Source organism: Arthrobacter sp. Bi26 (assembly GCF_918697925.1).
GTDB lineage: Bacteria > Actinomycetota > Actinomycetes > Actinomycetales > Micrococcaceae > Arthrobacter.
In genome coordinates this window covers 1-24,535 of sequence record NZ_CAKKMF010000075.1, presented here as the reverse complement: position 1 = coordinate 24,535, position 24,535 = coordinate 1, and the positions used below count along the sequence as shown (strand labels likewise).

Genomic DNA, 24,535 nt, shown 5'->3' with positions numbered 1-24,535 from the left:
CTGCCCAAGACCCGGTCCGGGAAGATCATGCGCCGCCTGCTCAAGGACGTCGCGGAAGGCCGCGAGGTCGGCGACGCGACCACCCTGGCGGACAACACAGTCATGGCCCAGATCGCCCAATCCCTGAGAAAGTGAAATGACTTTCTCCGTGTCGCGCCGGATCGCAGCGTCCACGGAGGACGTCTGGGCCTTGCTCACCGACACCTCCAGGTGGCCGGACTGGGGGCCGTCGATCACCGGCGTCGAGCCGGCCGCGGCCCGGCCCGGTCCGGCAGCCGAGCCCGGATCCGGAGGGCTTGCGTTCTGCAGCCGCGGCAAAGTTCGCACTTTCCTGGGTGCGGCGCTGCCGTACACCGTGACAGCGTTTGAGGCCGGTCGGTACTGGTCCTGGTCGGTGGCCGGGATCCCGGCAACCGGCCACCGGCCACCGGGTCATTCCGCAGGACGGCGGCTACCTCGTCACCTTCACGGTCCCGTGGTGGGCGCCGGCCTACCTTCCGGTGTGCGCCCTGGCGCTGCGGCGGATCGAGCGCCTCGCAACAGGATAGGGACTCGTCCCGCCGGTTGACCCGGTACCTCAGCCGCGGGAGCGGGCCGCGACGAGGACCACCTCGAAGCTGCTTGTTGCGGGGGTGGCGAATTTCGCGTTGACCAGGGCGAGAGTATTGCCGAACAACGCCGCCGTCGTCGGGACATCGAAGTTCTTGCTGGTGATCACTTCCTGTACCTCGCCGCTGCGCAGCGACCCCTTCAGGTTGATCCGGCTGACCTGGTTGAGGAAGTTCTGCACGGCCCAGAGGGTGTTACCACGGACGACCAAGCCGTCCACGTTCGTCACGGTGACCGGGGCTCCGGAGGAGTCCGTGACATCGATCAGCCTGTTCGATCCGTCGTCCGGGTCCACGCTGTAAAGGGCGCCGCGGCCGAAGTGGGCGACGATCAGCAGGTGGCCATTCTTGGCGGCGGCGATGCCGTTGAGGTTAAACCCCTCGTCCACGGTGCCGGCGGGTGCGTCGAGCGCCAGGGTGCGGGCGTCGCCGGGTATCCCGTCGCGGCTGATCGGGATCCGGTAGAGCTCACCGGCGCGGGAGTTGGTGAACCACGCGCCGTCGTGGGTCAGGGTGACGTCATTGATGAAGCTGGCACCGGCAGGCGCCAGATCGTAGACTCTCACGGTTTTCTTGGTCTCCAGGTCATAGACATAGGCCTGGCCGGTTTCGCCGCCGGCGACGAAGAGCAGGTCGTTGTCCCGGTCGACCTTCATGCCGACCGCTGCCCGGCCCTCCGGCGCCGTGATGAACATTTTTGCCTTGCCTTTGTCAATGTCTCCCCGGAAGATGTTCCCGTTGAGCAGGTCGCCGGCGAAAAACGTGTCGCCCTCCCCTGCGGCGATGCCTTCAGCACCGGTGGCGCCGGGGAGTGTGATCACCGAGGTCCGGTCATCCCGGTCCGCTCGGGCGGCGGTGGCCAGAGGCGCCGGCACGAGGAACGCCGCAAGGGCGAGGATGCCCACGGCGGCCCGGCGGATTGGTTTTCCTGCATGAATGTTGCGCATGATGTGCTCCGAGATCGGGCTTACCGCGCGAGCTGACCAGTACGGGAGCTCCGCACGATGGTCCTTTCAGTTTAGGCAGGCGGGCCGGTGCGGGCCAGAGCCGGCCGGTCGCTTCCGGGCGGTCATCTGCGTTCCGTTTCCGCCGCCGGGGCGGCAGCCGGCGACGCTACGCGATACATTGTCAGACATGACTGAAGCCACCCCCGCCGGCGCAGGCCGCGGCACCATTCTGGTACTCAACGGACCCAATTTGAACTTGCTCGGCACCCGCGAGCCGGAGAAATACGGGACGGCGACGCTGGCCGACGTCGAACAGCTCGCCAAAGACGCCGGCGCGGCACACGGCCTGGACGTGGAGTGCTTCCAGTCCAACCACGAGGGTGCCCTGGTGGACGCCATCCACGCCGCGCGCGGGAAGGCGGTAGGAATCGTGATCAACGCCGGCGCCTACACGCACACGTCCGTGGCCATCCGGGACGCCATCTCCGCTGTTGCCCTGCCGACGGTCGAGGTGCACATCACCAATGTTCACGCCCGCGAGGCCTTCCGGCACCATTCCTACCTTTCAGACATCAGCAAGGCCGTGATCGCCGGCGCCGGGATCCTGGGCTACCGCTTCGCGGTGGAATACCTCGCCGGACTGCACGCGGACCAGGACTGAGCATGTCCCCCACGGAGTCCGCGGCGGCGTCCGGGGACTCGGCCGCCGATTCGGCTACGGATTCGGCTACGGATTCGGCTACGGCGCAGTGGTACCGGCACTTCGGCTCATTCGAGGCCCCCGGTTCCTCCCCGTGCTACGCCGCGTGGGCCGTGGGGATCGCCGGGGACACCGAGATGATCCGGCGGATCGATCAGTGGCCGCACAACAAGCGGCAGCCGCTGCTGATCCTCGCCGCGGCACGGTTCCTCGGCGCGCAGGTCAGCCCCTACCGCGATTTCCGGACCTTCCTGGACGATCGCTGGACCGAGGTTTCGGAAATCGTGCTCTCGCGGTCCACGCAGACGAACGAGGCCGGACGCTGCGCCGCCCTGCTGCCGTCACTCGCACAGATTTCGGCCGTGGAGGGCCGGCCGCTGGCCCTCATCGAGGTGGGCGCCTCGGCCGGGCTGGCCTTGTTCCCCGACCGCTACGGCTACGAGTTTGTCGGCGCACGGGCGGACGCCGGCGCGGCGGGTGGCGGCGCACGGGCGGACGCCGGCGCGGCGGAATCGGGCGCCGACCCGGCGGAGGCCGCGGAAGCACGGACGACGCGGCTGGTTCCGGCCGGCGCCACGCCGGGCACGTTTCCTGTCCTGCGCTGCGTCACCTCGGGCCCGGTGCCGCTGCCGGCGGAAATTCCCCGGGTGGCATGGCGTGCCGGGATCGATCTCAACCCCCTGGACGTGCGCAACCCGGACGACGTCGCCTGGCTCGAAGCCCTCATCTGGCCGGAGCAGGAGTTCCGGCTCGAACGGCTGCGCCAGGCGATCGCCATCGCCCAGGAACGGCCGCCGCTACTGGTGGCCGGCGACCTCAACGAACAGCTCGTGGCACTCGCCGGCCGCGCCCCGGCCGACGCAGCCCTGGTGGTTTTCCACAGCGCCGTGATGGGGTATCTGGATGCCGGTGGCCGCTCCAAGTTCCGGCGCACCATGGCGGATCTGGCGGCCGAGCGGGGCTGCCACTGGCTTTCGAACGAAGGCCACACGGTAATTGCGCAGGCGGACGGGTCCAATGTGGTCCCGGAAATGGATGACGCCCGGCTCCGCGGCCGGTTCCTGTTGCTGCAGGACGGCCAGCCGGCGGCCATTACGGGCCCGCACGGGCAGAGCCTGGAGTGGCTTTAGCCTGCGCGTGGCTCTGGGTATGGCTATGGCCTGTGCGGGCCGTCCGGCTATTTCTTGATGCACTGTCCGGAGGAGACGGCACTGCCCAGACCCGGCGCCTGGGCTGCCACGGGCCCGAGATCAGTCATGGTGATCGCAAATCCGAGCGAGGACTCGGTGGTGGCCTTGGCAAAGACCACGCCCGCCACCTGCCCGTCCATGGTCAGGAGCGGGCCGCCGGAGTTGCCCGGCTGCACGTCGCCGGCGATCCGGTACACGTCCTCGGGTGAGGCGTTATTGCCATAGATGTCGGGTACCAGCACGGTAGCGATGTCCTGTACCGTGGCCGGTTTGGACTGGAAGGGCCCGCCGTGCGGATAGCCGGCGAAGGCCGCGGCGCTGCCGGACGGCAGGTCAGCGGCCAGCGCGAGGGGTTCCGAGCGCAGGCCGTCCACCGCCACAACGGCGAGGTCGTGCTGGGAGTCAAAGTAGACGACGCGCCCGGGCAGCGCGCGGCCGCCGGGCGTCTCCACCACCGGCTCGTCGACCCCGGCGACCACGTGCGCGTTCGTCACTACCCGCCCGGGGGCGACCACGAAGCCGGTTCCGGTCTGGTTCTGGCCGCACTGGTAGGCCGTTCCGGCGATCTTGAGTACGGACGCGGCAGCCTTGTTCAGCGCCGGGGTGTCTGTGCTGGTGTCCGGAACGGCTACGGGCTGGCCCTGGCCGAAGCCGTCCAGCAAGGTGGGGATGCCCTCGCCGATCACGGCGGAGCGAAGCTGGGCCATCGATGCCTTGACCGGCGTCGGCGTCACGCCGTCGATGAACCTGATGACTTTGGACTCCGCGAGCTGCTGCGACACGAACGGCACGCCCAGGGCCCCGATGCTGAACGCCAGCATCGACATTACGAGGGCGGAGACCACCACGTTTACGCCTCCGCCGACGAGGCGGTCCGCCGCGCGGAGGGGGCTGAACGGGACCACGCTGCGGATTTGCCGCCCGATCATGGTGCCGAGCCCGTTCCCCACGATCATGAGCAGGACGGCGGTGGCAACGATTGCCGTCAGGCGCCAGCCGCTGTCCTCCACAAGGCCGCTGACGATGGGAACGGACACGAAGGCGGCGACGGCGCCGGCCGCGAATCCCGCGATGCCTCCGAGCGTCACAAGGAAGCCGTTGCGAAGACCGTGGATCAGGTAGGACAAGAGCGCCACCACCAACGCCAGGTCCAAAATGGTCAAGCCAAACACCGGGGCTCCTCACAGACAGTTCAGCGACGATTGTACCGGTGTAAGCTGAACGTTTGCCGACCGGGCGTTAGCCTGCGCAGTGATCTGCGCGGACTTCCCGAGTCGTGCGCTTTCGGCCCCTTCGGGCGTTTCGGTGCCAACTACGTCACAGAAGCTCCAAAATTCTGAAAGAATGGCTGAAGCGCCCCAGCCGACACAGTTAGTCAGGAGATTTCATGGATATCGAGGTATTGCGCCGCGCTCCCCTTTTCGCCACGCTCGACGACGAGGCGTTCCGTCTGCTGACGGACGAACTTACCGAGGTGGACCTTTCACGCGGTGCCTCGGTATTCCGGGAAGGCGATCAGGGTGACCAGCTCTACTTCATCGTCTCCGGCAAGGTGAAGCTCGGCCGCACGTCACCGGACGGCCGCGAATCACTGCTGGCCATCCTCGGCCCGGGCGAACTTTTCGGCGAAATGGCGCTTTTCGACCCCAGCCCGCGAACGGCCACGGCAACCGCCGTGTCCGAGACGCGTCTGGCCGGCCTGAAGAACGAGAGCCTCAACGCGCTGCTGCGCACCCGCCCCGAGGTTTCGGCCCAGCTGCTGCAGGCCCTGGCCCGCCGCCTGCGCCGCACCAACGACTCCCTCTCCGACCTCGTCTTCTCCGACGTGCCGGGCCGTGTGGCCAAGGCGCTGCTGGATCTGGCCGACCGCTTCGGCCGCCCGGCGACCGACGGCGTCCTGGTCGCCCACGAACTGACGCAGGAAGAGCTCGCCCAGCTGGTCGGCGCCTCCCGCGAAACGGTCAACAAGGCCCTCGCTGAATTCGTGCAGCGCGGCTGGCTGCGTCTGGAAGCCCGCGCCGTCGTCATTCTTGACATGCAGCGCCTGCGCCAGCGTTCCCGCTAGGAATCCCCAGCAGCAACCACGAAGGCCGGCCCCGGGAACGGGACCGGCCTTCTGTCGTTTTCCCTGGGCTTCGTCCGCCTGCTTGTCCGCGGGACATGTCCAGCTCCGGTGGTGAGGGCTGGACATAATGCCACTATGTCCACTGGACCGGGCCAACGGAGAGCATGTCCCCCGCCGGGCCACGCCAAGAAGGGACATGTCCACTGAACCGAGCCAGGGAAAGGCATGTCCCCGGCCGGCCCACGGCAAGAAGGGACATGTCCACTGGACCGGGCCAGGGAAAGGCATGTCCAGTGGCGTGGAGGGGCCTAGCGTTCCCGCTGGGGTTCGCCGGCAATCGTCTTGGCGGCTTCGACTTCGAGCATGAGCCGGCCCTCTTCCTCGACGAGCTTCGGCTGGTAGACGTGGGCCTTGCGCTTGTAGCTGAGGTAGGCGATGCAGCCGTTGGCCTTGGCCATCTTCTCGAGCATGATCTCCGAGCCGGGCACCAGGAGTTCGCCCAGGGTGCGGCCCACGGTGTTCTCCTGGTCCACCTCATCGCCAAGCACGGTGCTGTCCCGCTCGCCCACGACTTTCCGGACGCACACCCAGCGGCCCCAGACGCCCTTGCTGGCCAGCAGCGAGGGCTGCTGGTTCACGGGCACGGTGGCCGCGAAGTAACGGGTGTTGAACCGGCGGTGCGCAAAATCGGGGCTGAGCCAGTTCACCAGGGGCTTGAGCAGGTCGGTGCGCAGCGAGAGTCCGCGCTTGGCGAGCAGGTCGGTGAAGGACTTCTCCTGCTCCGCCACGGCTTCGCGGGCGCGCATCCAGTCGGCACTGGAGGTCAGTTCCACCGTGGTGGACAGGTCGGGGCCGGCCAGCAGGATGCCGGTCTCCTCAAACAGTTCCCGGATGGCGCCGACCACGTGGCGGCGCGCCAGCCCGACGTCGGACGTCCCCATGTGCTCGGCCCAGTGCTGCGGCGAGGGGCCAAGCCAGCCGACGGCGTCGTCGTCGGACGCTTCCAGCGATCCGCCGGGGAAGGCGAGGACACCGAGCGGGGAGGACCCGGTCCGGTAACCGAGCCAGGTTTCCAGGCCGGTGGGCGAGTCCCGCAGGAGGATCACCGAGGACGCCAGGCGGGGCGCGCGGGGCGTCCGCTCACCGTGTTCAATCCAGCTGCGGGCTGCTCCCTCGAGATCGGGGGGCAGAACGAAAAGGCGACGTGCTAACTGAGGCAACGAAGTGACCGGCCTTCTAGGCGAATTCGGCGATCAGTTCGACTTCGACGGGCGAGTCGAGCGGCAGGACGGATACCCCGACGGCGGAACGCGCGTGCTGGCCGGCGTCGCCGAGGACCTGGCCCAGCAGCTCCGAGGCGCCGTTGATAACGCCGGGCTGGCCGGTAAAGGAAGGGTCGGAGGAAACAAAACCGACAACCTTGACGATCCGCGTGATGCGGTCGAGGTCGCCGATCACGCTCTTGACGGCAGCCAGGGCGTTGACGGCGCAGACGGCAGCGTAGGCCTTCGCGTCTTCCGGGGAAACCGTGGACTCGTCGGCGGCGCCGGCTGAGCCGGCGGAGACCTTGCCGGTGGCTTCGAGCTTGCCGTTGATGAACGGCAGCTGCCCGGAGGTGTAGACGTGGTTGCCGGAAATGACGGCCGGAACATACGCCGCGACCGGGGCCGCGACGTCAGGGAGCGTCAGGCCCAGCTCGGCCAGGCGCTGTTCGACGGCGGACGACGCGCCCGTGCTGCCGGCGTGGCCCGCTGCGGAGGCGCTGTCCTTGGAGACGTTTTCCGCGCCCGCCGGCGTGGCCGGAAAGGCTTCTGAGGGGGTGTTCATGGCTACTGCTTCTCCCGCTTCAGGTAGGCAACCAGGCCGTTTCCGTCAGGGCCCGGAACAACCTGGACGAGCTCCCAGCCGTCCTCGCCCCACTGGTCCAGGATCTGCTTCGTGGCATGGATAATGAGCGGAATCGTGGCGTACTCCCATTTGGTCATGACATAAAGCCTAGTCGTTGCCGGTAAAGTGGAAAACATGGCGACTGGCAAGAACCCTTTATTTGACACGGCCACCACCCTCGGAAAGATCTTTCTTTTCCTGGGCGTGAGCGCCATTTGTGGCGTCCTGGTGGCGGGTCTCCTGGTCCCCGCGGCGGCCGTTTCGGGCAGCGCGGCGAGCGGTTCGATCCAGTTCTTTGACACCCTTCCCGCAGAGTTGAAGGTCGATCCGCCGAGCCAGTCGACCACGATCCTGGCCTCCGACGGCAGCGTGATCGCCAACCTCTACGCGGAAAACCGCACCCGTGTGTCGCTGGACCAGATGTCCCCGCACATCAAGGACGCGATCATCGCCATCGAGGACAGCCGCTTCTACGAGCACGGCGGCGTGGACACCACCGGCATCCTGCGCGCCCTGGTGAGCACCGCCCGCGGCAACAAGCAGGGCGCGTCCACCATTACCCAGCAGTACGTGAACAACGTCATCAACTCCTCGCTGGAGGCCGAAGGCAAGGGCGACGAGGTCCTCCTCAACGGCGTCAACAAGGGCGTCGGGGACAAGCTCCGTGAAATGAAGCTGGCCATCGCGCTGGAGAAGAAGTTCACGAAGGAGCAGATCCTCGAGGGCTACCTGAACATCGTGTTCTTCAACCGGGACGCCTATGGCATCGAAGCCGCATCCAAGTTCTTCTTCAGCACCACGGCCAAGGACCTGACCCTTGCGCAGGCGGCACTGCTGGCAGGCGTCGTGAACAGCCCCTCGTACTACGACCCGATCACTAATCCGGAGAACGCCAAGGTCCGTCGCGACCTCGTGCTCAGCGCAATGCTGACCCAGGGCAAGATCAAGCAGGCCGACTACGACGCAGCGGTCGCAACGCCGGTGGAAACCAAGGTCACCCAGCCCCGCCAGGGCTGTGCCTATTCGCAGACGGCGCCGTATTTCTGCGACTATGTGCTCCACCTGCTCCTGAACAACCCGGCCTACGGTGCCGACGCCGCCGAGCGTGAGCGCAAGATCTTCCGCGGCGGCCTGACCATCAAGACCACGCTGGACCCGAACGCCCAGGCCGTGGCCCAGGGTCAGGTTGACGCTTCAGCCGGCGCGAACCCTGACAAGTGGGGCGCCTCGCTAGTGTCCGTGCAGCCGGGCTCCGGCAAGATCATCTCCATGGCCCAGAACACCGTCTGGTTCCCGGCCGAGGGCAAGTTCGACCAGACCCAGAACTTCAACGTGGACAGCCAGGACGCCAAGGGCAACGACCTCAATGGCCTCGGCGGCTTCCAGCCCGGCTCCACCATGAAGCCCTTCACGTTTGCGGAGTGGCTCAATGAGGGCAAGTCGATGAGCACGCAGCTCAACGGCGCCGTGCGCCGGTATACCCAGAACTTCCCGTGGCGGAACACCTGCCCGGCACCGACCGTCGGCTGGTATGACGCGACGAACGGCACCCATGACCTGCAGAACGCGGAGGAGGGCTACTACAAGTACATGTCGGTCGTTGACGGCCTGGCCAACTCCATCAACACGATCACTTTCGCCACTGCGGCCCAGGTGGACCTCTGCGGTATCCAGAAGATCGTCGATGCCGTCGGCATCCACGGCGGCCTGCCGAGCGCGGACAACCCCAACCCCCAAGTGCCAATGACCACTCTCGGCAACCTCATCGGGTCCACCCAGACGGCGCCGCTGACCATGGCCAGCGCGTTCGCCACCTTCGCCAACGACGGCAAGTACTGCGAGCCGATCGCCATTGATTCGGTGACGGACGCAACCGGTGCCCAGCTGCCGGCCCAAACACCGAACTGCAGGGACGCGATCAAGCCCGAGGTGGCCCACGGCGTCGCGTACGCCATGCAGGAAGTGCTCAACCGCGGCTCGGGCTCGCTGATCCAGCCCCGGATTTCGACCCGGACCACCTTCCCCATCGCCGCGAAGACCGGAACCAACGACACCAACAGCTCCACGTGGGTGGCGGGCTACACCAAGGGCCTGGCGACGGCCACGTGGTTTGGCGATCCCCTGGGCAACCAGCAGCGCGCCGGCCAGAACGTCACGATCAACGGCAAGTTCTACAAGGGGATCGACGGTTACATGATCGCCGGACCGCAGTTCTCGAACTACATGGCCCAGGTCGCGCCGGCCTACGGCACCGATCCGTTCCCGGCCCCGCCGTCGAACCTGCTGAACGCGCCGGCCCCGGAAGCGCCGCCGCGGACGTCCACCCCGACGGAGCAGAGCACCGAGCCGGCCACGGAACCGTCCGCCGACCCGAAGCCGTCACCGACAAAGTCCAGCAGGAAGTAGCCGATGACCCGGGGGAATGATCTGGCAGGCCGCGTCCGAAGCATCGGACGCGGCTTTGCCGTGACCGCTGCGATCGGGACGGCGGCCGGGGCGGCCGCTGCAGGCTACGGGCTGTGGGAGAAGAACCAGTTCGTGCTCAGGGAGGAAACCCTCCCCATACTGCCTGCGGGGTTCGGCCCGTTCCGGGTCCTGCATCTCTCCGACATCCACTTCGTGCCGGGCCAGCAGCGGAAGGCGCGGTGGCTGTCGTCCCTGGCGGAGTTGAGGCCGGACCTCGTGGTGAATACGGGCGACAACCTCAGCCATGCCAAGGGCGTTGACCCCCTCGTGGCGGCCCTGCGTCCCCTGTTGGAGTTCCCCGGAGTGTTTGTCCCCGGCTCGAACGACTACTTCGGCCCGCGCGTCAAGAACCCCGCCTCATATTTGCGCGGCCCCTCGGCCCAGCGCAAAGACCCGGAGAAGCTCGACTGGCCCCGGCTGCGCTCCGAATTCGGCATGTCAGGCTGGGTGGAACTGACCAACCGCTGCCAGTCCGTCGTGCTGAAGGGCATCCGCTTCGATTTTTCCGGCGTCGACGATCCCCACCTGCGCCTGGAACGGTATGCGGGCTGGCCGCGCGGCACCAAGGGCCGGGACGCCGACCCGCACCTGCGCATCGCCGTGGCGCACGCTCCCTACCAGCGGGTCCTCGACCACTTCACCGAGGCTGGCGCCGACCTCCTCCTGGCCGGCCATACCCACGGTGGACAGATCTGCGTCCCGGGATACGGGGCACTGGTCACCAACTGCGACCTTCCCACCTGGCGGGCCCGGGGACTGCACACCTGGGAAAGCAACGGCAGTACGACGCCGGTGAACGTCTCGGGGGGCATCGGCACCTCCCGCTTCGCCCCGGTCCGCATTGCCTGCCGGCCCGAAGCCGTCCTGCTCACGCTGACCTCCCGCGCCTAAGCCTGCCGGCCCTCCGGCCTCACGGGTGGACATGCCCTCCGCCCGCGCCGCCGCCCGCGGGACATGCCCTCCCCAGACCGCGAGCGTTGGGCATGGACCCACAATGCCCACCCGCTGCACCCAAGACTGGACATGTCCCACGGGGGCTGCACCTAAGACTGGACATGTCCCGCGGTCAGCGCGCCGCCCGGACCCCATTGCGGATCGTAATGACTGGGCGAGATGCTGGGAGCGCTGAACAACGTGTGAATCCGGTCACTTGATGGCCTAGGGTAGTTGCTACAGGAAACTACATTCAACGGTGCTATCTATGCACGGGCGTCTTAAGAAGCAGGCATGGCCAAGCAGAGTTCATTCTTTACCTCCATCAGCCGTCTCTACCCGCACGTCAGGCCCATCCTGCCCCGGCTGGTCATGGGCCTGCTCTGCGCACTGCTGGCCAGTGTCATGGCGCTGGCCATCCCGCAGGTGCTGCGCGTGCTGGTCAACGAGTCCCTGCAGCCGGGCGGCAGCCCGGACGCCGTCTGGGGCGCCTCGCTCCTCATCCTCGTCCTGGGCATCGCCGAGGCCGGCCTCGTGGCCCTGCGCCGGCAGTTCGTCATCAATCCGGCCACCACCGTCGAGACCCGGATGCGGGTCTCCCTCTACGGGCACCTTCAGGACCTCACGGTCTCTTTCCATGACCGCTGGGGCTCCGGGCAGCTGCTCTCCCGGGCCATGACGGACCTGAACTTCCTGCGCCGCTGGATGGCCTTCGGCGCCATCATGCTGGTGGTCACCACGCTTACCGTGGTGATCGGCGTCGCGGTGATGTTCTCCATGAGCTGGCAGCTGGCCCTGATCTTCCTGGCCGCCGCCGTGCCGATCATGATCTACGGGTTCCGTTTCCGCACCCGGTTCAGCAAGGTGGCGCGCCGCAGCCAGGACCAGGCCGGGGACCTCGCCACGACGGTCGAGGAATCCGTGCACGGCATCCGGGTCCTGAAGGCGTTCGGCCGCAGCCGCGAGGCGCTGGAGAACTTCAACGAACAGGCCGAGGAACTCCGGCAGACGGAGATCGCCAAGGCCAAACACCTGGCCACCTTCAGCCTGGTGGTGACCCTCCTGCCCGAACTCGCCCTCGGCGCCGGCCTCGTCGTCGGCATCCTGCTGGCCTCCACGGACCAGCTCTCCATCGGGTCCCTCGTGGCCTTCTTCGCCACCGCCGCAGTGGTCGCCGCACCGGTCGAGTTCTGCGGCATGCTGCTGGCGATGGCCCTCACCGCGAAGTCCGCGGTGGACCGGCACTTCGAAGTCATGGACGCGCAAAACACGATCACCAGCCCGGACCAGCCCCGCCGGCCGGCCGGGCTCAAGGGTGCCCTCAGCTTCCGCAACGCCTCGTTCGCGTTCGAGGACGCCCCGGACAAGCCGATCCTCAAGAACATCACCCTGGACATCCGGCCCGGCGAAACCATGGCCCTCGTGGGCATCACCGGCAGCGGCAAGAGCGCCCTGCTCCAGCTGGTCCCCCGCCTCTACGACGTCAACGGCGGCTCCATCACCATCGACGGCGTGGACCTGCGGGAGTTCGGCGTGGAGGACCTGCGCACCGCGGTGGCGGTCGCGTTCGAAGACACCACCTTGTTCTCCAGCTCCGTCCGGGACAACGTCCTGCTCGGCGCGCCCGACGCCGGGTCGGCGGAAGGCCGCGACGCGGCCCTGGAGGAAGCCCTCGACGTCGCCCAGGCCCACTTCGCCTATTCGCTGCCGCACGGGGTGGACACCCTGATCGGCGAGGAGGGCCTCAGCCTCTCCGGCGGCCAGCGCCAGCGCATTGCCCTGGCCCGCGCCATCGCCGCGAAACCCGCCGTGCTGGTCCTGGACGACCCGCTCTCGGCACTGGATGTGAACACCGAGGTGCTCGTCGAGGCAAGGCTCCGCCAGGTCCTCGCGGACACCACCACGCTGATCGTGGCCCACCGGCCCTCCACCGTGGCGCTGGCCGACCGGGTGGCCCTGCTCGAGGACGGCCGGATCGCCGCCGTCGGAACCCACACGGAACTGCTCGCCAAAAACAGCCACTACCGCTACGTGATCGCCAGCCTGGACGCGGAACCGCGGGACCTGGATTCAGAATTGTCCGCCCTCGAGGACCAGTCCGAGGAGATTTCCCGATGAGCAGCGCAACGTTCGGTACCGCCAATGAGGACAACGCGCACCTCAGCCGGAACGAGAGCAAGGCCGTACGGCGGCGCTCCCTGACCCTTCTGGGCTCCCTGATCCGCCCCGTCCGGGCCCGTTTCTGGCTGACCATCGGCGCCGTCGTCCTGTCCCAGGCCGCCCGCGTGGCCGGGCCGGCGCTGATAGCCTTCGGGATCGACCACGCCCTGCCGGCCGTGCGCGCCGGCGACAACCTTCCCCTGGTCTTCGCCGGCGTCGCCTACCTCGCCGCGGCCGTCGTGGCGGCCGGCCTGACGGCCCTGTACGTGACCTCGACGGCGCGGCTCAGCCAGGCGATGCTGCTGGACCTCCGCGTCCGGGTCTTCCGCCACACGCAGCGGCTGAGCCTGGAATTCCACGAGAAATACACCTCCGGCCGCATCATCGCCCGGCAGACCTCGGACCTGGAGGCCCTGCGCGAACTCCTGGATTCCGGCGTGAGCTCGCTGGCCTCCGGGATGCTGTTCATGGCGTTTACGGCCGTGACGGTGTTCGCCCTGGACTGGCGCAGCGGGGTGCTGGTGCTGGCCGCCGGTGTGCCGATGTATTTCCTGGCCCGCTGGTACCAGAAGCACTCACAGATCGCCTTCCGCGAATCCCGGGTGGTCTCCGCCCGGCTGATCGTGCACTTCGTGGAGACCATGACGGGCATCCGGGCCGTGAAGGCGTTCCGGAAGGAACGCGAGAATGCCGCGCGCTACGCCGAACTGTCGGAGGACTACCGGCGCGCGACCGTCCGCTCCATCAACCTCAACGGCATCTTCCAGCCCGGGCTGGTGCTGATCGGGAACGTCTGCGTGGCCCTCGTGCTGCTCACGGGCGGCTTCCGGGTCCTCAGCGGCGACCTCGAGGTCGGTGTGCTCCTGGCCCTGATCCTGTCCACCAAGCGTTTCTTCCAGCCGGTGGACCAGATGGCGATGTTCTATAACTCGTTCCAGAGCGCCCAGGCGGCCCTGGAAAAGGTCTCGGGCCTGCTCGAGGAGGTCCCCACCGTGCGGCCGCCGAAGACACCCGTTGCCCTGGACCATGCGCGGGGCAGTGTCGACTTCGACGGCGTCGAATTCCGTTACGGCGACGGCCCGGTCGTCATCCCGCGGCTGGACCTGCACATCCCCGCCGGCCAGACGGTCGCGCTGGTCGGGCAGACAGGCGCCGGCAAGTCCACCCTCGCGAAGCTGATTGCCCGCTTCTACGACGTCTCCGCCGGGTCCGTGACCCTCGACGGCGTGGACTTGCGCCAGCTCACCACCGAGGACCTGCGCCGGCACGTCGTCATGGTCACCCAGGAGGCCTTCCTGTTCAGCGGGTCCGTGGCGGACAACATCGCCCTGGGCCGGCCCGAAGCCTCGCGCGAGGAGATCGAGGACGCGGCCCGGGCAGTGGGGGCGCACGCCTTCATCATGGACCTTCCGGACGGCTACGACACCGACGTCAACAAGCGAGGCGGCCGCGTCTCCGCCGGACAGCGCCAGCTGATCAGCTTCGCCCGGGCCTTTCTGGCCCGCCCGGCCGTCCTGATCCTGGACGAGGCAACGTCCTCGCTGGACATCCCGTCGGAGCGCATGGTCCAGCAGGGCCTCGCGGGGCTTCTGCGCGGGACACGGGAGGCTGGGACACGGGATACCGGGACACGGGAGGCCGGACCGTCTGAGACCGGCGGCCAGCCCGCCGCAGACGCGGACTCCGGCCCGGACGCTGCCGCCGGCTCCGGGCGGACAGCGCTGATCATTGCCCACCGGCTCTCCACCGTGGAGACGGCGGACCGGGTCCTGGTGGTGCATGACGGACGCGTCGTCGAAGACGGCACCCCGGCGCAGCTGATCGGCGACGGCGGCGCTTTCGCCCGGCTCCACGGCGCTTGGAAAGACTCGCTGGTCTGAACAGCTCCTGCCGTCCCGGGGCGCACCCGGGACGGGACGGCGGCCAGGCTACGTCGTCCCGTCGCCGTCGTCCTCAGGCCCGATTTCGCATCCGGGGCTTGATCGGATACTCTTGTGAAGTTGCTTTTGAAGCAGCGGATCGGGATGTGGCGCAGCTTGGTAGCGCGCGTCGTTCGGGACGACGAGGTCGCAGGTTCAAATCCTGTCATCCCGACCACAGACAAAAGAGGGCCCTCCACGCGGAGGGTCCTCTTTTGCGTTTCCGCACTATTTGTTGCCTCCCGCACGGGCGGTCCTCCCGGCGCGGACGTTGCCCGGACACGACACAGCCCCGGGAGAAATCTCCCGGGGCTGCACGGCTAGATCGGGGCTGTTACATCGGATCGGGCCAGTTGCCGACGTTCAGCGAGTGGGTCATGGGGTCGGGCCAGTTGCCCACCGCCTGGGCGGCGCGCATGGGGTCGGGCCAGTTGCCGACGGCGGCAACGTCTGAGACATCGGTAAGTGAAGCAGCGGACAGCACGGCCGGGGCCGCGGCGGAGAATGCCAGTGCGCCCGCCAAGACGGCGCCGGCTGCAATCTTCTTCAACATAGGTTTCCTCAATATGGGTTGGGGTCCTTAACCAAGTCAGCACTACCCTTGTTGACACACATTGTAAAATGGTTTCCACAGAGACTGTCAAGCATTTAGTACAAAGAATGTCCGGAATTAGGAGGTATCCGTGGGGAACGGATTTGGGGAGAAGCTCCGCGCGGAACGGCTCGAACGGGGCCTGACGCAGGCGGAGCTGGGCCGTGACCTGTACTCCCCCAGCTACATCTCTCTGCTGGAAACCGGGCGCCGCGAGCCGACTGCCGATGTCATCGAAGAGCTTGCCCGCCGGCTCGAACTGGCGCCCAAGGCGCTCGAGGCCTGGAGCCAGCCGGTTTCCGTCAGCGACGCCGAATACGTGCTCGCGGGACTGTATGCCCGGCAAGCCTGGGACCTCCGGGACTACCCCGTGGCCGCCACCCACGCCGCCGCCGCCGCCAAGATCGCCCTGGAGGCCAAGAACACCAGCGCGTGGTGGAACATGACCTATATGCAGGCCGAGTGCCTGATCAAGCAGGGCCTCTGGCAGGAGTGCAAGGACGTGGTCCAGAATCTCCTGGAGCACCCGATGGCCGCGGAGTCGGCCGGGCTCGGCGTCCGGGCCCAACAGATGCTCGCCGCAGCCTCGCAGGGGCAGGGGCAGCTGACCGCCGCCGTCGAGCATGCGCAGGAAGCGGTGCGGCTCTGCGCCCAGCTGCCCAAGGGCTCCACCATGATCATCGGCGCCCTCCGCGCCCTTATCGGCGCCCTGGCCGAGAGCGGCCGGCTCGATGAGGCCTGGGAGTACTGCCAGGCCATGAACGACCAGATGGACGACCACTCAATGTCCCAGCTCGCCGGCGAGGTGGCCTGGGTGATCGGCAACGTGGCCTTCATGCGCCACGACTACCCCGAGGGGATCAAATACCACGAGCGGGCCGGCCGGCTGCTGTCCCCGGCCAATGACATCGACCTGTGGGCCCGGTTCAACAAGGCCTCCGCCGCCGTCCGCCTCTCCTCGGGAATCGTCGAACCCGAGACGCTGTCGTCGATCGAGCGCGCCGAACTGGCCCTCTCGATTGTCGGCGGCAACAAGACGGACCAGCTCGAAGTCGCCTTCATCCGCGCCCGCTGGCTCTACCTCACCGGCGACATCGTGGCCGCCGTCCAGAAGCTGCGCGAGATCCACGCCGAGCGGGAGGCGCTGGCCCGGCACACCGCAGGCGAGGTCTCCCTGCTGCTGGGCAAGGCCCTCAAGGCCGCCGGGGAATCCGCGGAGGCCCTGGTGTACCTCGAGGAAGCCCAGAAGGAGTTCAGCGCGGCGGGCGCCTCGGACCGGGTCCAGCAGGCCCTGGACGCCGTGCTCGAGATCAAGCTGGCCCAGCGGCGGGCCGAGGCCGCTTCCGCGGAAGCGTAGCCCCGGCCCGGACGGTCTAGGCGAACGTCCGGCCGGGCTAGGCGAACGTCCGGCCGGTGAGCTTCTCGTAGGCCTCCACATAGCGGCTGCGCGTGCGCGCCACGACGTCGGCCGGAAGGACGGGCGGGGGCGTGTCGGAGGCCTTGTCCCAGCCCGATTCGGCCGAGGTCAGCCAGTCGCGCACATACTGCTTGTCGTAGGACGGCTGGGCCTGCCCGGGCCGGCACGTGGCCGCGTCCCAGAAGCGTGAGGAATCCGGGGTCAGCACCTCATCGCCCAGGGTGATGACGCCGGTGGCGGCGTCGAGGCCGAATTCCACCTTGGTGTCGGCCAGGATGATGCCGCGGCCGCGCGCGATTTCCTCGGCCTTGGTGTAGATCTCCAGGGTCAGCCGGCTCAAGTTCGCCGCGACGTCCGCACCGACCAGGCCCACGACGGCGTCGTAGGTGATGTTCTCGTCGTGCTCGCCCACCTCGGCCTTCGCCGAGGGTGTGAAGATGGCTTCCTGCAGGCGCGATCCGTCCACAAGGCCGGCGGGCAGCGGGATGGAGCACACGGTGCCCGACTCGCGGTACTCCAGGAGCCCGGAGCCGGTGAGGTAGCCGCGCGCGATGCATTCGACCGGGAACATGTCCAGTTTCTTGCAGATCATCGCCCGGCCCTCGACGGCGGCGGGAACACCGCCGTCGACCGTGGACGCGAGGACGTGGTGGGCGACGCCGAGCTGTTCGAACCACCACAGGCTCAGCTGGGTCAGGATGCGGCCCTTGTCCGGGATCTCGCTGGCCAGGACGTGGTCATAGGCGCTGATGCGGTCGCTGGCCACCACCAGGACGCAGTCCTGGCCGAAACGTTCGGTGAACGCCGGGTCCGCGGGGACGTAGAGGTCGCGGACTTTCCCGGAGTAGACGTGCTGCCAGCCGGGCAGGTCCAGCGTGGCGGTGTCCAGTCCGCCCTTGGGCTGGGTCTCGGGCTGGGTGCCGGGCGTCGGGGTTGCGGGTTCTGTCACGTTCACGCCTTCGCTTTCGACGCCGCCGGAGTTCCCGGTGCCGCGACGCGGATTTGACCGCGGGCGGCTTTGCCGCCGATGTCGGTGCGGAACTGGCTGCCGTCCAGCTGGACGAGTTCGACGCCGTCGTACGCCCGTTCCCGGGCCTCCACGAGGTCCGTACCCAGCGCCACGACGGCCAGGACGCGGCCGCCGGCGGACACGACCTTGCCTTCGCCGTCGAGCTTGGTACCGGCATGGATCACGTGGACGCCGTCCAGGGCGTCGACCTTCTTCAGGCCCCTGATGCGGTCGCCCGTCCGCGGGGTGTCCGGGTAGTTTTCGGCGGCCACGACGACGGCGACCGCCGTGTCCTTGGACCAGCGCAGCGGCTGGACCTTGTCCAGTTCGCCCTTGGCAGCGGCCATCAGCAGCCCGCCGAGGGGCGTCTTGAGCCGGGCGAGGACGGCCTGGGTTTCGGGGTCGCCGAACCGGACGTTGAATTCGATGACCCGCGTGCCGCGCGAGGTCAGGGCGAGGCCGACGAAGAGGACGCCGACGAACGGCGTGCCGCGGTGGGCCATCTGGTTGATCGTGGGCTGGGCGACGCGGTCGATCACTTCCTGGACGAGGCCTTCGGGGGCCCATTCCAGGGGCGTGTAGGCGCCCATGCCGCCGGTGTTGGGGCCTTCGTCGTTGTCGAAGATGCGCTTGAAGTCCTGCGCCGGAGACAGGGCCACGGTGTTGGTGCCGTCGCAGAGGACGAAGACGGAGACCTCGGGCCCGTCGAGGAACTCCTCGATCACCACGGTGCCGCCGGCGTCGAAACAGCTCTGGGCGTGCGCGAGAGCCTCGACGCGGTTGTTGGTGACGACGACGCCCTTGCCGGCGGCGAGCCCGTCGTCCTTGACGACGTAGGGGGCGCCGAACGTGTCGAGCGCGTCGGCGGCTTCCTCGGCGGTGCCGGCCACCCGGGCCATGGCCGTGGGCACGCCGGCCTCGGCCATGACTTCCTTGGCGAAGGCCTTGGACGCCTCGAGCTGGGCCGCGGCCTTGCTGGGGCCGAAGACGGGGATGCCGGCGGCGCGGACGGCGTCGGACACACCGGCGGCGAGGGGCGCCTCCGGGCCGACCACCACCAAATCCACGGTGAGCCTGACGGCCAGCGCGGCGACGGCGTCGGGATTGTTCGCGTCGATCGCATATGTGGGGACCAGCGCGCTGATGCCGGCGTTGCCCGGGGCCGCGTGGACCTCGGAAACGTTGGGGTCGGCAAGCAAGGATCGGACAATGGCGTGTTCGCGGCCGCCGGGGCCGATGACAAGTACCTTCACAGTCTCCAAGGGTACGTGGTGCACCCCGCAGGCTCCTAAGCTGTGTCGGCCGCTGGACATGCTCAATCTTCGCGGCGCGGCACGCCCGGGCGCCGGACAATCCGCGGGACATGCCCAGTCCAGGCCCCGGCCAATGGACACAATGCCACCATGTCCATGCCTGGAAACCAGCACTGGACATGTCCCCTGGGGCCCATGAGCATGTCCAGGCCTGGGTCCCAGCACTGGACATGTCCCCCTGGGACCCAGGAGTATGTCCATGCCTGGAACCAGCACTGGACATGCCCCCCTGGGCCGCGGAACATACCCAAGCACCAGGCATGAGAGTGGCTCTGAGTCCGCAGCGGGGCAAGCCCGGGGCGCCGGACAATCCGCGGGACATGCCCAGTCCAGGCCTCGGCCAATGGACACAATGCCACCATGTCCAGGCCTGGGTCCCAGCACTGGGCATGTCCCCCTGAGGCCCAGGAGTATGTCCACTCGCCAGACAATCCGCCGGCCGCGCGGCTACGAATGGCCTGTATGAACAAGCCCAGCATGAAGCCCAACAAGCGGTCCCGCGGCGCCACAGCCCTGGCCGCGGTGGCCGGTGTGGCCGCCGCCGCCGTCGTCCTGTCCGTCGCGGAACTGATCGGCGCGTTCTTCACCGCGCGGGCCACGCCCCTTATTGCGCTGGGCTCCACGTTCATCGACTTCACGCCGCCGTGGATGAAGGACTTTGCCATTGCCACGTTCGGCACCAACGACAAGGCCGCGCTGTTCGTCGGGATGGCGGTCACGATCCTGCTCCTCGCGTGCGTGCTCGGCATCGTGGCGTACCGGAAGTGGGCCCTGGGTGTGGCGGGTGTGGTGCTGATGGGCGCCGTGATCGTCGGCAGTGTGGTGACCCGGGCAAGCGTCAAACCGGTCGACGCGATTCCCTCCCTGATCGGCACCGTGGTGGGTCTGGTGGTGCTTCGTCTCCTGATCACCAGGCTGTGGCGGATGCAGGCATGGCCGGACCGTGCGGCCGACGTCGCCGCGAAGGAACCCGAGCGCCCGGCGACCACGCGGCGCGCATTCTTCGCCGCCGCCGGCATCACCGCGGCCGCCTCGGCCGTTGCTGCCACCGGCGGGCGCCTGCTGAGCGCGGCCCGCAGCAACGTGGCCGCGGCCCGTGAATCGCTGAAGCTGCCCGCACCGGCCAAGGCCGCCGCCGCCGTCCCGGCCGGTGTCCAGTCCAAGGTGGCTGGCGTCACGCCGTGGCTGACCCCGAACAAGGACTTCTACCGGATCGACACGGCCCTCAGTGTGCCGGAGATCAACGCCCAGGACTGGGAACTGCGCATCCACGGCCTTGTGGAACAGGAGGTCCGGCTCACGTTCCAGGATCTGCTCGACGCCCAGCTGATCGAATCCCATGTGTCGCTGACCTGCGTGTCCAACCCGGTCGGCGGCAACCTGGCCGGCAACGCCAAATGGCTGGGCATGCCCATCCGAGACGCCCTGAAGCTGGCCCGCCCCAAGCAGGGCGCGGACATGGTGCTCTCCACCTCGATTGACGGTTTCAGCGCCTCCACGCCGCTGGAAGTCCTCCAGGACGACCGCGACGCCATGCTGGCGATCGGCATGAACGGCGAGGCCCTCCCGCTCGAACACGGCTACCCGGTGCGGATGGTGGTTCCCGGGCTGTACGGCTTCGTCTCCGCCACGAAGTGGGTGGTGGACCTCGAGGTGACCCGGTTCGCCGACAGCAAGGCATATTGGACCCAGCGCGGCTGGTCCGAACGCGGCCCGATCAAGACCATGGCGCGCGTGGAGGTGCCCAAGTCCTTCGCCAAGGTCCCCGCCGGAAAGGTCGCACTCGGCGGTTCCGCGTGGGCCCAGACCCGCGGGATCACGAAGGTGGAGGTGCAGATCGACAGCGGCCCCTGGACCGAGGCAGTGCTCTCCGACGAGGCCTCCCTCATCACCTGGCGGCAGTGGTCCTTCGAATGGGACGCCACGCCGGGCCCGCACTACATCAAGGTCCGCGCCACGGACGGCACCGGCGAGGTCCAGACGGACAAGCGGGCGGATCCGGTCCCGGACGGCGCCTCCGGCTGGCAGTCAGTCATGGTGACCGTGGAATAACCGGGGTATCAGCACCGGGCACCATAGACTTGCTGCATGGCTTTGAACCCGCATGCAACCTTCACAGTCGACTCCGCCGTCGAACTGGCAGTCATCGAACGCAGCGGCTTCGTGGAGTCCCGCCACATCGGCTCGGCTGTTGTGCTTGCCGCGGATGGAACTGTAGTGATCGAGCTCGGCGATATTAACGCGCCCATTTTTGCCCGGTCCACGCTCAAACCGCTGCAGGCCCTCGCATCGATGCAGTCCGGAGTGCCCTTGCGGGGTGCCCAGGTGGCCATCGCGTGCGGCAGCCACGTCGGGTCCCTGGACCACATGGATGTGGTCGAGGGCATGCTCAAGGCGGCCGGGGCCAAGGAAGACCAGCTGCAGTGCCCGGCCGACTGGCCCCAGGATGAGACCGCCCGGAACTGGCTCGTCCAGACCGAGCGCGGCAAGTCCAGGCTTGCGTTCAACTGCTCGGGCAAGCACGCTGCGTTCCTTTGGGCGTGCACGGAGAACGGCTGGGACAAGAACAGCTACCTCGAACCCAACCACCCGCTGCAGCAGCGCATCCGCTCCGTGATCGAGGAGTACTGCGGCGAACACATCACCCACCTGGGCATCGACGGCTGCGGCGCACCGGTTGCCGCCGTCTCCCTGATCGGCCTGGCCCGGGCCTACTCGAAGCTGGCCAAGGCTCCGGGCGACAAGAACTCGAACGCACGGGCCGCCACGATTGCCACGTCCATGCTGGACTACCCGTGGGCCGTCCAGGGGCGCGGGCAGGCCAACACGATCGTGATGGACGAACTCGGCATCCTCGCCAAGATCGGCGCCGAGGGGGTGCTGGTCATGGCCACCCGCCAGGGCGTCTCGGTTGCCATCAAGATGCTCGACGGCAACATCCGGGCCACCACCCTGGTGGGGCTGACGCTCCTCGCGGCCTCCGGCGCCGTCGAAATCCCTGAAGTGTCCAGCGTCCTGGACAAGGTGGTGGACCCCGTCCTGGGCGGGGGACGCCCGGTAGGCAAAATCCGGCTCGGGCGGGCCGTCGCGGCTCTGCTGGACTAGGGCTGGAGGCAGGAAAGTGGCTGTATCGCGCCGCCGAATCGCCGTGGACGAGGGCCGCGCGGCACTTGCCGCGTGGCAGGACGCCAATCCCGCGGCACCCGGCCCCGAAGGAACCAGCGCCGTCCCGCGCAGCACCATCGCGACGGCGGTGCGCTACTCGCTGGAGGAAGTCAGCGCGCGGGCGCCCGGCAACTCCGTGGAGGTGCGGGTCCCTCCGTTCGGCGTCACGCAGTGCGTGGAGGGCCCGCGGCACACGCGCGGCACCCCGCCGAACGTCATCGAGTGCGACGCCGCCACCTGGCTGGCGATGGTCAGCGGGCGATTGAGCTGGGCAGACGCCGTCGCGGCCGGCCATGTTGCGGCCTCGGGACTGCGCGCGGACCTGTCCGCCCTGCTGCCGCTCTAACCCGGCCTCCTAACCTCCCACAAGCCGGTCCTCAAGCGGCCAGGACCTCAGCCGCGGCCGATGAACGGCATGCCCGCAGCCGTGACCACGAGGGATCCCACGTTGGCCGACGCCGGCATCCCGGCCATCAGCAGCACGGCCCGGGCGGCGTCCTGCACCGCAAATGTCGGCTCGGCCCGCAGGCTGCCGTCTGCCTGGACCGCCCCGGAGCCGACGCCGATCTCCTCCATGAGATCCGTTGCGGCATTGCCGATGTCGATTTGTCCGCAGGTGATGCCGAACTCCCGCCCGTCCAGGTCAATGCTTTTGGTCAGCCCCGTGATCGCATGCTTGGTCACCGTGTAGGCCACCGTCCGGGGCCGGGGTGAATGCGCCGCGATCGAACCGTTGTTGATGATCCGTCCGCCCTGGGGCGACTGGGCCTTCATGGCCCGGACGGCGGCCGCGGCGCAGAGGAGGGATCCTGTGAGGTTCACGGCCACGGTCGCGTCCCAGTCCTCCATGGTGATCTCGTCCACTGAGGCGGCGGGGCCGAACACGCCGGCGTTGTTGAAGAGCACGTCCACCCGTTCCCACTGCCCCAGCGCCGCGGCGAAGAGCCGCTCGACGTCGTCGGGGACGGTGACATCGCACGGGACCGCGAGCGCCTGGCGGTGGCCGGCCGCGGTCTCGCGGAGCGGCTCCTCCCGCCGCCCCGCCAGGACCACCCGGTAGCCCTCGGCCAGCATGAGGCGGGCCACCGCACGGCCGATGCCGGAACCGGCTCCGGTGACGACGGCGACCCTTCCGGGGGTGTGGTGCTGGCTCATGGGGTCCTCCTCGACGGTTACGCGGCTGCCCGGCCAGCGTACCGCCGAGATGGCACTTCACGGCAGTGTTTCGCGCCCGGACCGCCGCGAACTGTCATCTCGGTGGGTCATCTCGGGAGGCTGCGGGCGGACATTTCGGGGCGGGCCGCCCTAGCGGGAGTCCTCGCCGCGGTCCCGGGTCTGCCGGCCCGTGCGGTAGCCGGACCAGAACGCGAGTACCAGCAGCCCGACGCCGATCAGCGCGGACCCGGTCCAGGCGCTGGCGCCCATGAACATAAGCCCCTGCGGCACGACGGGTCCGGTGGCCAGCGGAGCATACGCGAACCAGCCAAAGTCCTCCTGCGGCACCGGCTGGGCGAGGAAGACCAGCCCGGCGAGCAGCATGGCCGCGGCGGCGAGCGGCACGGCCACACGGCCGAGCAGACTCTTCCGGGCACGGCCGGAATTCCGATTCCCCCGCGGATCCATGGCCATACTGTAACCGCTCGGCGCAGGAATCCCGGCAGGGTCCAACGGCCGCCCGGAGGTCAGTGGCGGGCCTGCGCCCTCTTTCCCGCCGCCAACGAGCCTCCAATTGCGGAGTTTGATCGCCCGGCACCGCCGCGCCGCCCCCTGATCACCCGGGCGGACGAGCCGGGCACGGCGGCCCGTCCATCGGCGCTGCGGTCCCTGATCAGGCCGGTTCCTGCGATCTCCCTCGCCTGGGCGACGCCGGCAACGGCCGCTTTCTTGGTGGGAAACGTCACTGAGACCGCCATCAGTTGTCCTGCCCCGTCCATCATCCGAATGCGGTAGCCGCCGTCGGGCGCGTCCACGAGCTCAAAATACCCCGCCATTGCACACTCCTCGTTCCCTCGTATCCCCCGCCGGGATGTTAGTAAGTGTACTTACTTAACGGTGGAGGGAAAGTGCTGAAGGTCCTGCCGTTCCCCCACTGGAGCCCACCGGCGGCCGGGCCGAGGGTCACGGGGACAGGTCACTGGCAGGGTTTGCGGGCACGGGCACACGT

At 68.3% G+C, this 24,535-nt stretch carries 23 protein-coding genes and 1 tRNA gene; 13 read left to right on the top strand and 11 right to left on the bottom strand.

The genetic code is table 11. The features are described 5' to 3' along the window. Positions 1-136: 136 nt before the first annotated feature. Positions 137-568, top strand: coding sequence for an SRPBCC family protein (locus LQV16_RS23755; protein WP_356815812.1), 432 nt, complete (start codon positions 137-139; stop codon positions 566-568). A gap of 9 nt (positions 569-577) precedes the next feature. Here the strand turns inward: LQV16_RS23755 and LQV16_RS17735 are convergent, their stop codons facing one another. Continuing rightward, positions 578-1,555, bottom strand: a complete 978-nt coding sequence (locus LQV16_RS17735) for an SMP-30/gluconolactonase/LRE family protein (protein WP_229995210.1) — start codon at positions 1,553-1,555, stop codon at positions 578-580. Between the two features lie 187 nt (positions 1,556-1,742). On the opposite strand from LQV16_RS17735, the gene aroQ reads away from it, so the two are divergent. Next, positions 1,743-2,216, top strand: coding sequence for a type II 3-dehydroquinate dehydratase (gene aroQ / locus LQV16_RS17730; RefSeq protein ID WP_229995209.1), 474 nt, complete (start codon positions 1,743-1,745; stop codon positions 2,214-2,216). Between the two features lie 2 nt (positions 2,217-2,218). After that, entirely contained in the window at positions 2,219-3,385 is a 1,167-nt protein-coding gene (locus LQV16_RS17725) for a DUF2332 domain-containing protein (protein ID WP_229995208.1), read from the top strand. Positions 3,386-3,432: 47 nt separating this feature from the next. Here the strand turns inward: LQV16_RS17725 and LQV16_RS17720 are convergent, their stop codons facing one another. Beyond that, positions 3,433-4,617, bottom strand: a complete 1,185-nt coding sequence (locus tag LQV16_RS17720) for a MarP family serine protease (RefSeq protein ID WP_229995207.1) — start codon at positions 4,615-4,617, stop codon at positions 3,433-3,435. Between the two features lie 215 nt (positions 4,618-4,832). On the opposite strand from LQV16_RS17720, the gene LQV16_RS17715 reads away from it, so the two are divergent. Beyond that, positions 4,833-5,510, top strand: coding sequence for a Crp/Fnr family transcriptional regulator (locus LQV16_RS17715; protein ID WP_011693220.1), 678 nt, complete (start codon positions 4,833-4,835; stop codon positions 5,508-5,510). 308 nt (positions 5,511-5,818) lie between these two features. Here the strand turns inward: LQV16_RS17715 and LQV16_RS17710 are convergent, their stop codons facing one another. The 3 genes from LQV16_RS17710 to LQV16_RS17700 are packed head-to-tail and all read right to left on the bottom strand — an operon-like array spanning position 5,819 to position 7,495. Beyond that, a complete protein-coding gene (locus tag LQV16_RS17710) occupies positions 5,819-6,730 on the bottom strand; it encodes an NUDIX hydrolase (RefSeq protein ID WP_229995206.1) in 912 nt (303 codons plus the stop codon). Positions 6,731-6,746: 16 nt separating this feature from the next. Next, a complete protein-coding gene (locus LQV16_RS17705) occupies positions 6,747-7,337 on the bottom strand; it encodes a RidA family protein (RefSeq protein ID WP_229995205.1) in 591 nt (196 codons plus the stop codon). Positions 7,338-7,339: 2 nt separating this feature from the next. Further along, positions 7,340-7,495, bottom strand: a complete 156-nt coding sequence (locus LQV16_RS17700) for a DUF4177 domain-containing protein (protein WP_009359196.1) — start codon at positions 7,493-7,495, stop codon at positions 7,340-7,342. 37 nt (positions 7,496-7,532) lie between these two features. Here LQV16_RS17700 and LQV16_RS17695 point away from each other — a divergent pair, with 37 nt between their 5' ends. The 5 genes from LQV16_RS17695 (at position 7,533) to LQV16_RS17675 (ending at position 15,053) form a co-directional block, all read left to right on the top strand. Next, positions 7,533-9,803 (top strand): transglycosylase domain-containing protein, encoded by a 2,271-nt coding sequence (locus LQV16_RS17695; protein ID WP_229995204.1) that lies wholly within the window; start codon positions 7,533-7,535, stop codon positions 9,801-9,803. A 3-nt stretch (positions 9,804-9,806) separates the two neighbouring features. Next, entirely contained in the window at positions 9,807-10,754 is a 948-nt protein-coding gene (locus LQV16_RS17690; RefSeq protein WP_229995203.1) for a metallophosphoesterase, read from the top strand. A 336-nt stretch (positions 10,755-11,090) separates the two neighbouring features. Further along, entirely contained in the window at positions 11,091-12,914 is a 1,824-nt protein-coding gene (locus tag LQV16_RS17685; RefSeq protein ID WP_229995202.1) for an ABC transporter ATP-binding protein, read from the top strand. After that, entirely contained in the window at positions 12,911-14,836 is a 1,926-nt protein-coding gene (locus LQV16_RS17680; protein ID WP_229995201.1) for an ABC transporter ATP-binding protein, read from the top strand. Before LQV16_RS17685 ends, LQV16_RS17680 begins: the two co-directional genes overlap by 4 nt. Positions 14,837-14,976: 140 nt before the next feature. Next, positions 14,977-15,053: transfer RNA gene (locus tag LQV16_RS17675), tRNA-Pro, on the top strand. 156 nt (positions 15,054-15,209) lie between these two features. Here LQV16_RS17675 and LQV16_RS17670 read toward each other — a convergent pair. Beyond that, positions 15,210-15,428, bottom strand: a complete 219-nt coding sequence (locus LQV16_RS17670; protein ID WP_229995200.1) for a hypothetical protein — start codon at positions 15,426-15,428, stop codon at positions 15,210-15,212. A gap of 130 nt (positions 15,429-15,558) precedes the next feature. Between LQV16_RS17670 and LQV16_RS17665 the strand changes: the two genes are divergently transcribed. Beyond that, entirely contained in the window at positions 15,559-16,824 is a 1,266-nt protein-coding gene (locus LQV16_RS17665) for a helix-turn-helix transcriptional regulator (RefSeq protein ID WP_229995199.1), read from the top strand. A gap of 37 nt (positions 16,825-16,861) precedes the next feature. Here the strand turns inward: LQV16_RS17665 and LQV16_RS17660 are convergent, their stop codons facing one another. Together LQV16_RS17660 and purD are read right to left on the bottom strand one after the other, a co-directional pair. Further along, the gene (locus LQV16_RS17660; RefSeq protein WP_229995212.1) at positions 16,862-17,773 is read right to left on the bottom strand and encodes a phosphoribosylaminoimidazolesuccinocarboxamide synthase; all 912 of its coding nucleotides are present in this window, start codon (positions 17,771-17,773) and stop codon (positions 16,862-16,864) included. A 62-nt stretch (positions 17,774-17,835) separates the two neighbouring features. Continuing rightward, on the bottom strand, positions 17,836-19,146 hold the full coding sequence (purD, locus tag LQV16_RS17655) for a phosphoribosylamine--glycine ligase (protein ID WP_229995211.1): 1,311 nt from the start codon (positions 19,144-19,146) through the stop codon (positions 17,836-17,838). 522 nt (positions 19,147-19,668) lie between these two features. Between purD and LQV16_RS17650 the strand changes: the two genes are divergently transcribed. The 3 genes from LQV16_RS17650 to LQV16_RS17640 are packed head-to-tail and all read left to right on the top strand — an operon-like array spanning position 19,669 to position 22,717. Further along, positions 19,669-21,258: a molybdopterin-dependent oxidoreductase gene (locus LQV16_RS17650; RefSeq protein WP_229995198.1), complete on the top strand. Its 1,590-nt coding sequence runs from the start codon at positions 19,669-19,671 to the stop codon at positions 21,256-21,258. Between the two features lie 36 nt (positions 21,259-21,294). After that, positions 21,295-22,311, top strand: coding sequence for an asparaginase (locus LQV16_RS17645; RefSeq protein ID WP_229995197.1), 1,017 nt, complete (start codon positions 21,295-21,297; stop codon positions 22,309-22,311). 16 nt (positions 22,312-22,327) lie between these two features. Then, positions 22,328-22,717 carry a sterol carrier family protein gene (locus LQV16_RS17640; RefSeq protein WP_229995196.1) on the top strand — a complete coding sequence of 130 codons (390 nt, stop codon included), beginning with the start codon at positions 22,328-22,330 and terminating at the stop codon, positions 22,715-22,717. A gap of 47 nt (positions 22,718-22,764) precedes the next feature. Here LQV16_RS17640 and LQV16_RS17635 read toward each other — a convergent pair whose 3' ends face one another. From LQV16_RS17635 to LQV16_RS17625, 3 genes are all read right to left on the bottom strand, one after another. Continuing rightward, positions 22,765-23,526, bottom strand: a complete 762-nt coding sequence (locus LQV16_RS17635) for an SDR family oxidoreductase (RefSeq protein ID WP_229995195.1) — start codon at positions 23,524-23,526, stop codon at positions 22,765-22,767. Between the two features lie 150 nt (positions 23,527-23,676). Continuing rightward, positions 23,677-23,994 (bottom strand): cbb3-type cytochrome c oxidase subunit I, encoded by a 318-nt coding sequence (locus LQV16_RS17630; RefSeq protein ID WP_229995194.1) that lies wholly within the window; start codon positions 23,992-23,994, stop codon positions 23,677-23,679. Between the two features lie 59 nt (positions 23,995-24,053). Then, positions 24,054-24,362, bottom strand: coding sequence for a hypothetical protein (locus LQV16_RS17625; protein ID WP_229995193.1), 309 nt, complete (start codon positions 24,360-24,362; stop codon positions 24,054-24,056). Positions 24,363-24,535: the final 173 nt, after the last annotated feature.

Excerpts from the sequence above, each read along its gene's own strand:
- LQV16_RS17635 (WP_229995195.1), bottom strand. The coding sequence starts at position 23,526 with ATGAGCCAGCACCACACCCCCGGAAGGGTCGCCGTCGTCACCGGAGCC.
- LQV16_RS17625 (WP_229995193.1), bottom strand. The coding sequence starts at position 24,362 with ATGGCGGGGTATTTTGAGCTCGTGGACGCGCCCGACGGCGGCTACCGC.
- LQV16_RS17725 (WP_229995208.1), top strand. The coding sequence starts at position 2,219 with ATGTCCCCCACGGAGTCCGCGGCGGCGTCCGGGGACTCGGCCGCCGAT.
- LQV16_RS23755 (WP_356815812.1), top strand. The coding sequence starts at position 137 with ATGACTTTCTCCGTGTCGCGCCGGATCGCAGCGTCCACGGAGGACGTC.
- aroQ (WP_229995209.1), top strand. The coding sequence starts at position 1,743 with ATGACTGAAGCCACCCCCGCCGGCGCAGGCCGCGGCACCATTCTGGTA.
- LQV16_RS17735 (WP_229995210.1), bottom strand. The coding sequence starts at position 1,555 with ATGCGCAACATTCATGCAGGAAAACCAATCCGCCGGGCCGCCGTGGGC.
- LQV16_RS17650 (WP_229995198.1), top strand. The coding sequence starts at position 19,669 with ATGAACAAGCCCAGCATGAAGCCCAACAAGCGGTCCCGCGGCGCCACA.
- LQV16_RS17670 (WP_229995200.1), bottom strand. The coding sequence starts at position 15,428 with ATGTTGAAGAAGATTGCAGCCGGCGCCGTCTTGGCGGGCGCACTGGCA.
- LQV16_RS17715 (WP_011693220.1), top strand. The coding sequence starts at position 4,833 with ATGGATATCGAGGTATTGCGCCGCGCTCCCCTTTTCGCCACGCTCGAC.
- LQV16_RS17695 (WP_229995204.1), top strand. The coding sequence starts at position 7,533 with ATGGCGACTGGCAAGAACCCTTTATTTGACACGGCCACCACCCTCGGA.
- LQV16_RS17680 (WP_229995201.1), top strand. The coding sequence starts at position 12,911 with ATGAGCAGCGCAACGTTCGGTACCGCCAATGAGGACAACGCGCACCTC.
- LQV16_RS17685 (WP_229995202.1), top strand. The coding sequence starts at position 11,091 with ATGGCCAAGCAGAGTTCATTCTTTACCTCCATCAGCCGTCTCTACCCG.
- LQV16_RS17645 (WP_229995197.1), top strand. The coding sequence starts at position 21,295 with ATGGCTTTGAACCCGCATGCAACCTTCACAGTCGACTCCGCCGTCGAA.
- LQV16_RS17630 (WP_229995194.1), bottom strand. The coding sequence starts at position 23,994 with ATGGATCCGCGGGGGAATCGGAATTCCGGCCGTGCCCGGAAGAGTCTG.
- LQV16_RS17690 (WP_229995203.1), top strand. The coding sequence starts at position 9,807 with ATGACCCGGGGGAATGATCTGGCAGGCCGCGTCCGAAGCATCGGACGC.
- LQV16_RS17705 (WP_229995205.1), bottom strand. The coding sequence starts at position 7,337 with ATGAACACCCCCTCAGAAGCCTTTCCGGCCACGCCGGCGGGCGCGGAA.
- LQV16_RS17700 (WP_009359196.1), bottom strand. The coding sequence starts at position 7,495 with ATGACCAAATGGGAGTACGCCACGATTCCGCTCATTATCCATGCCACG.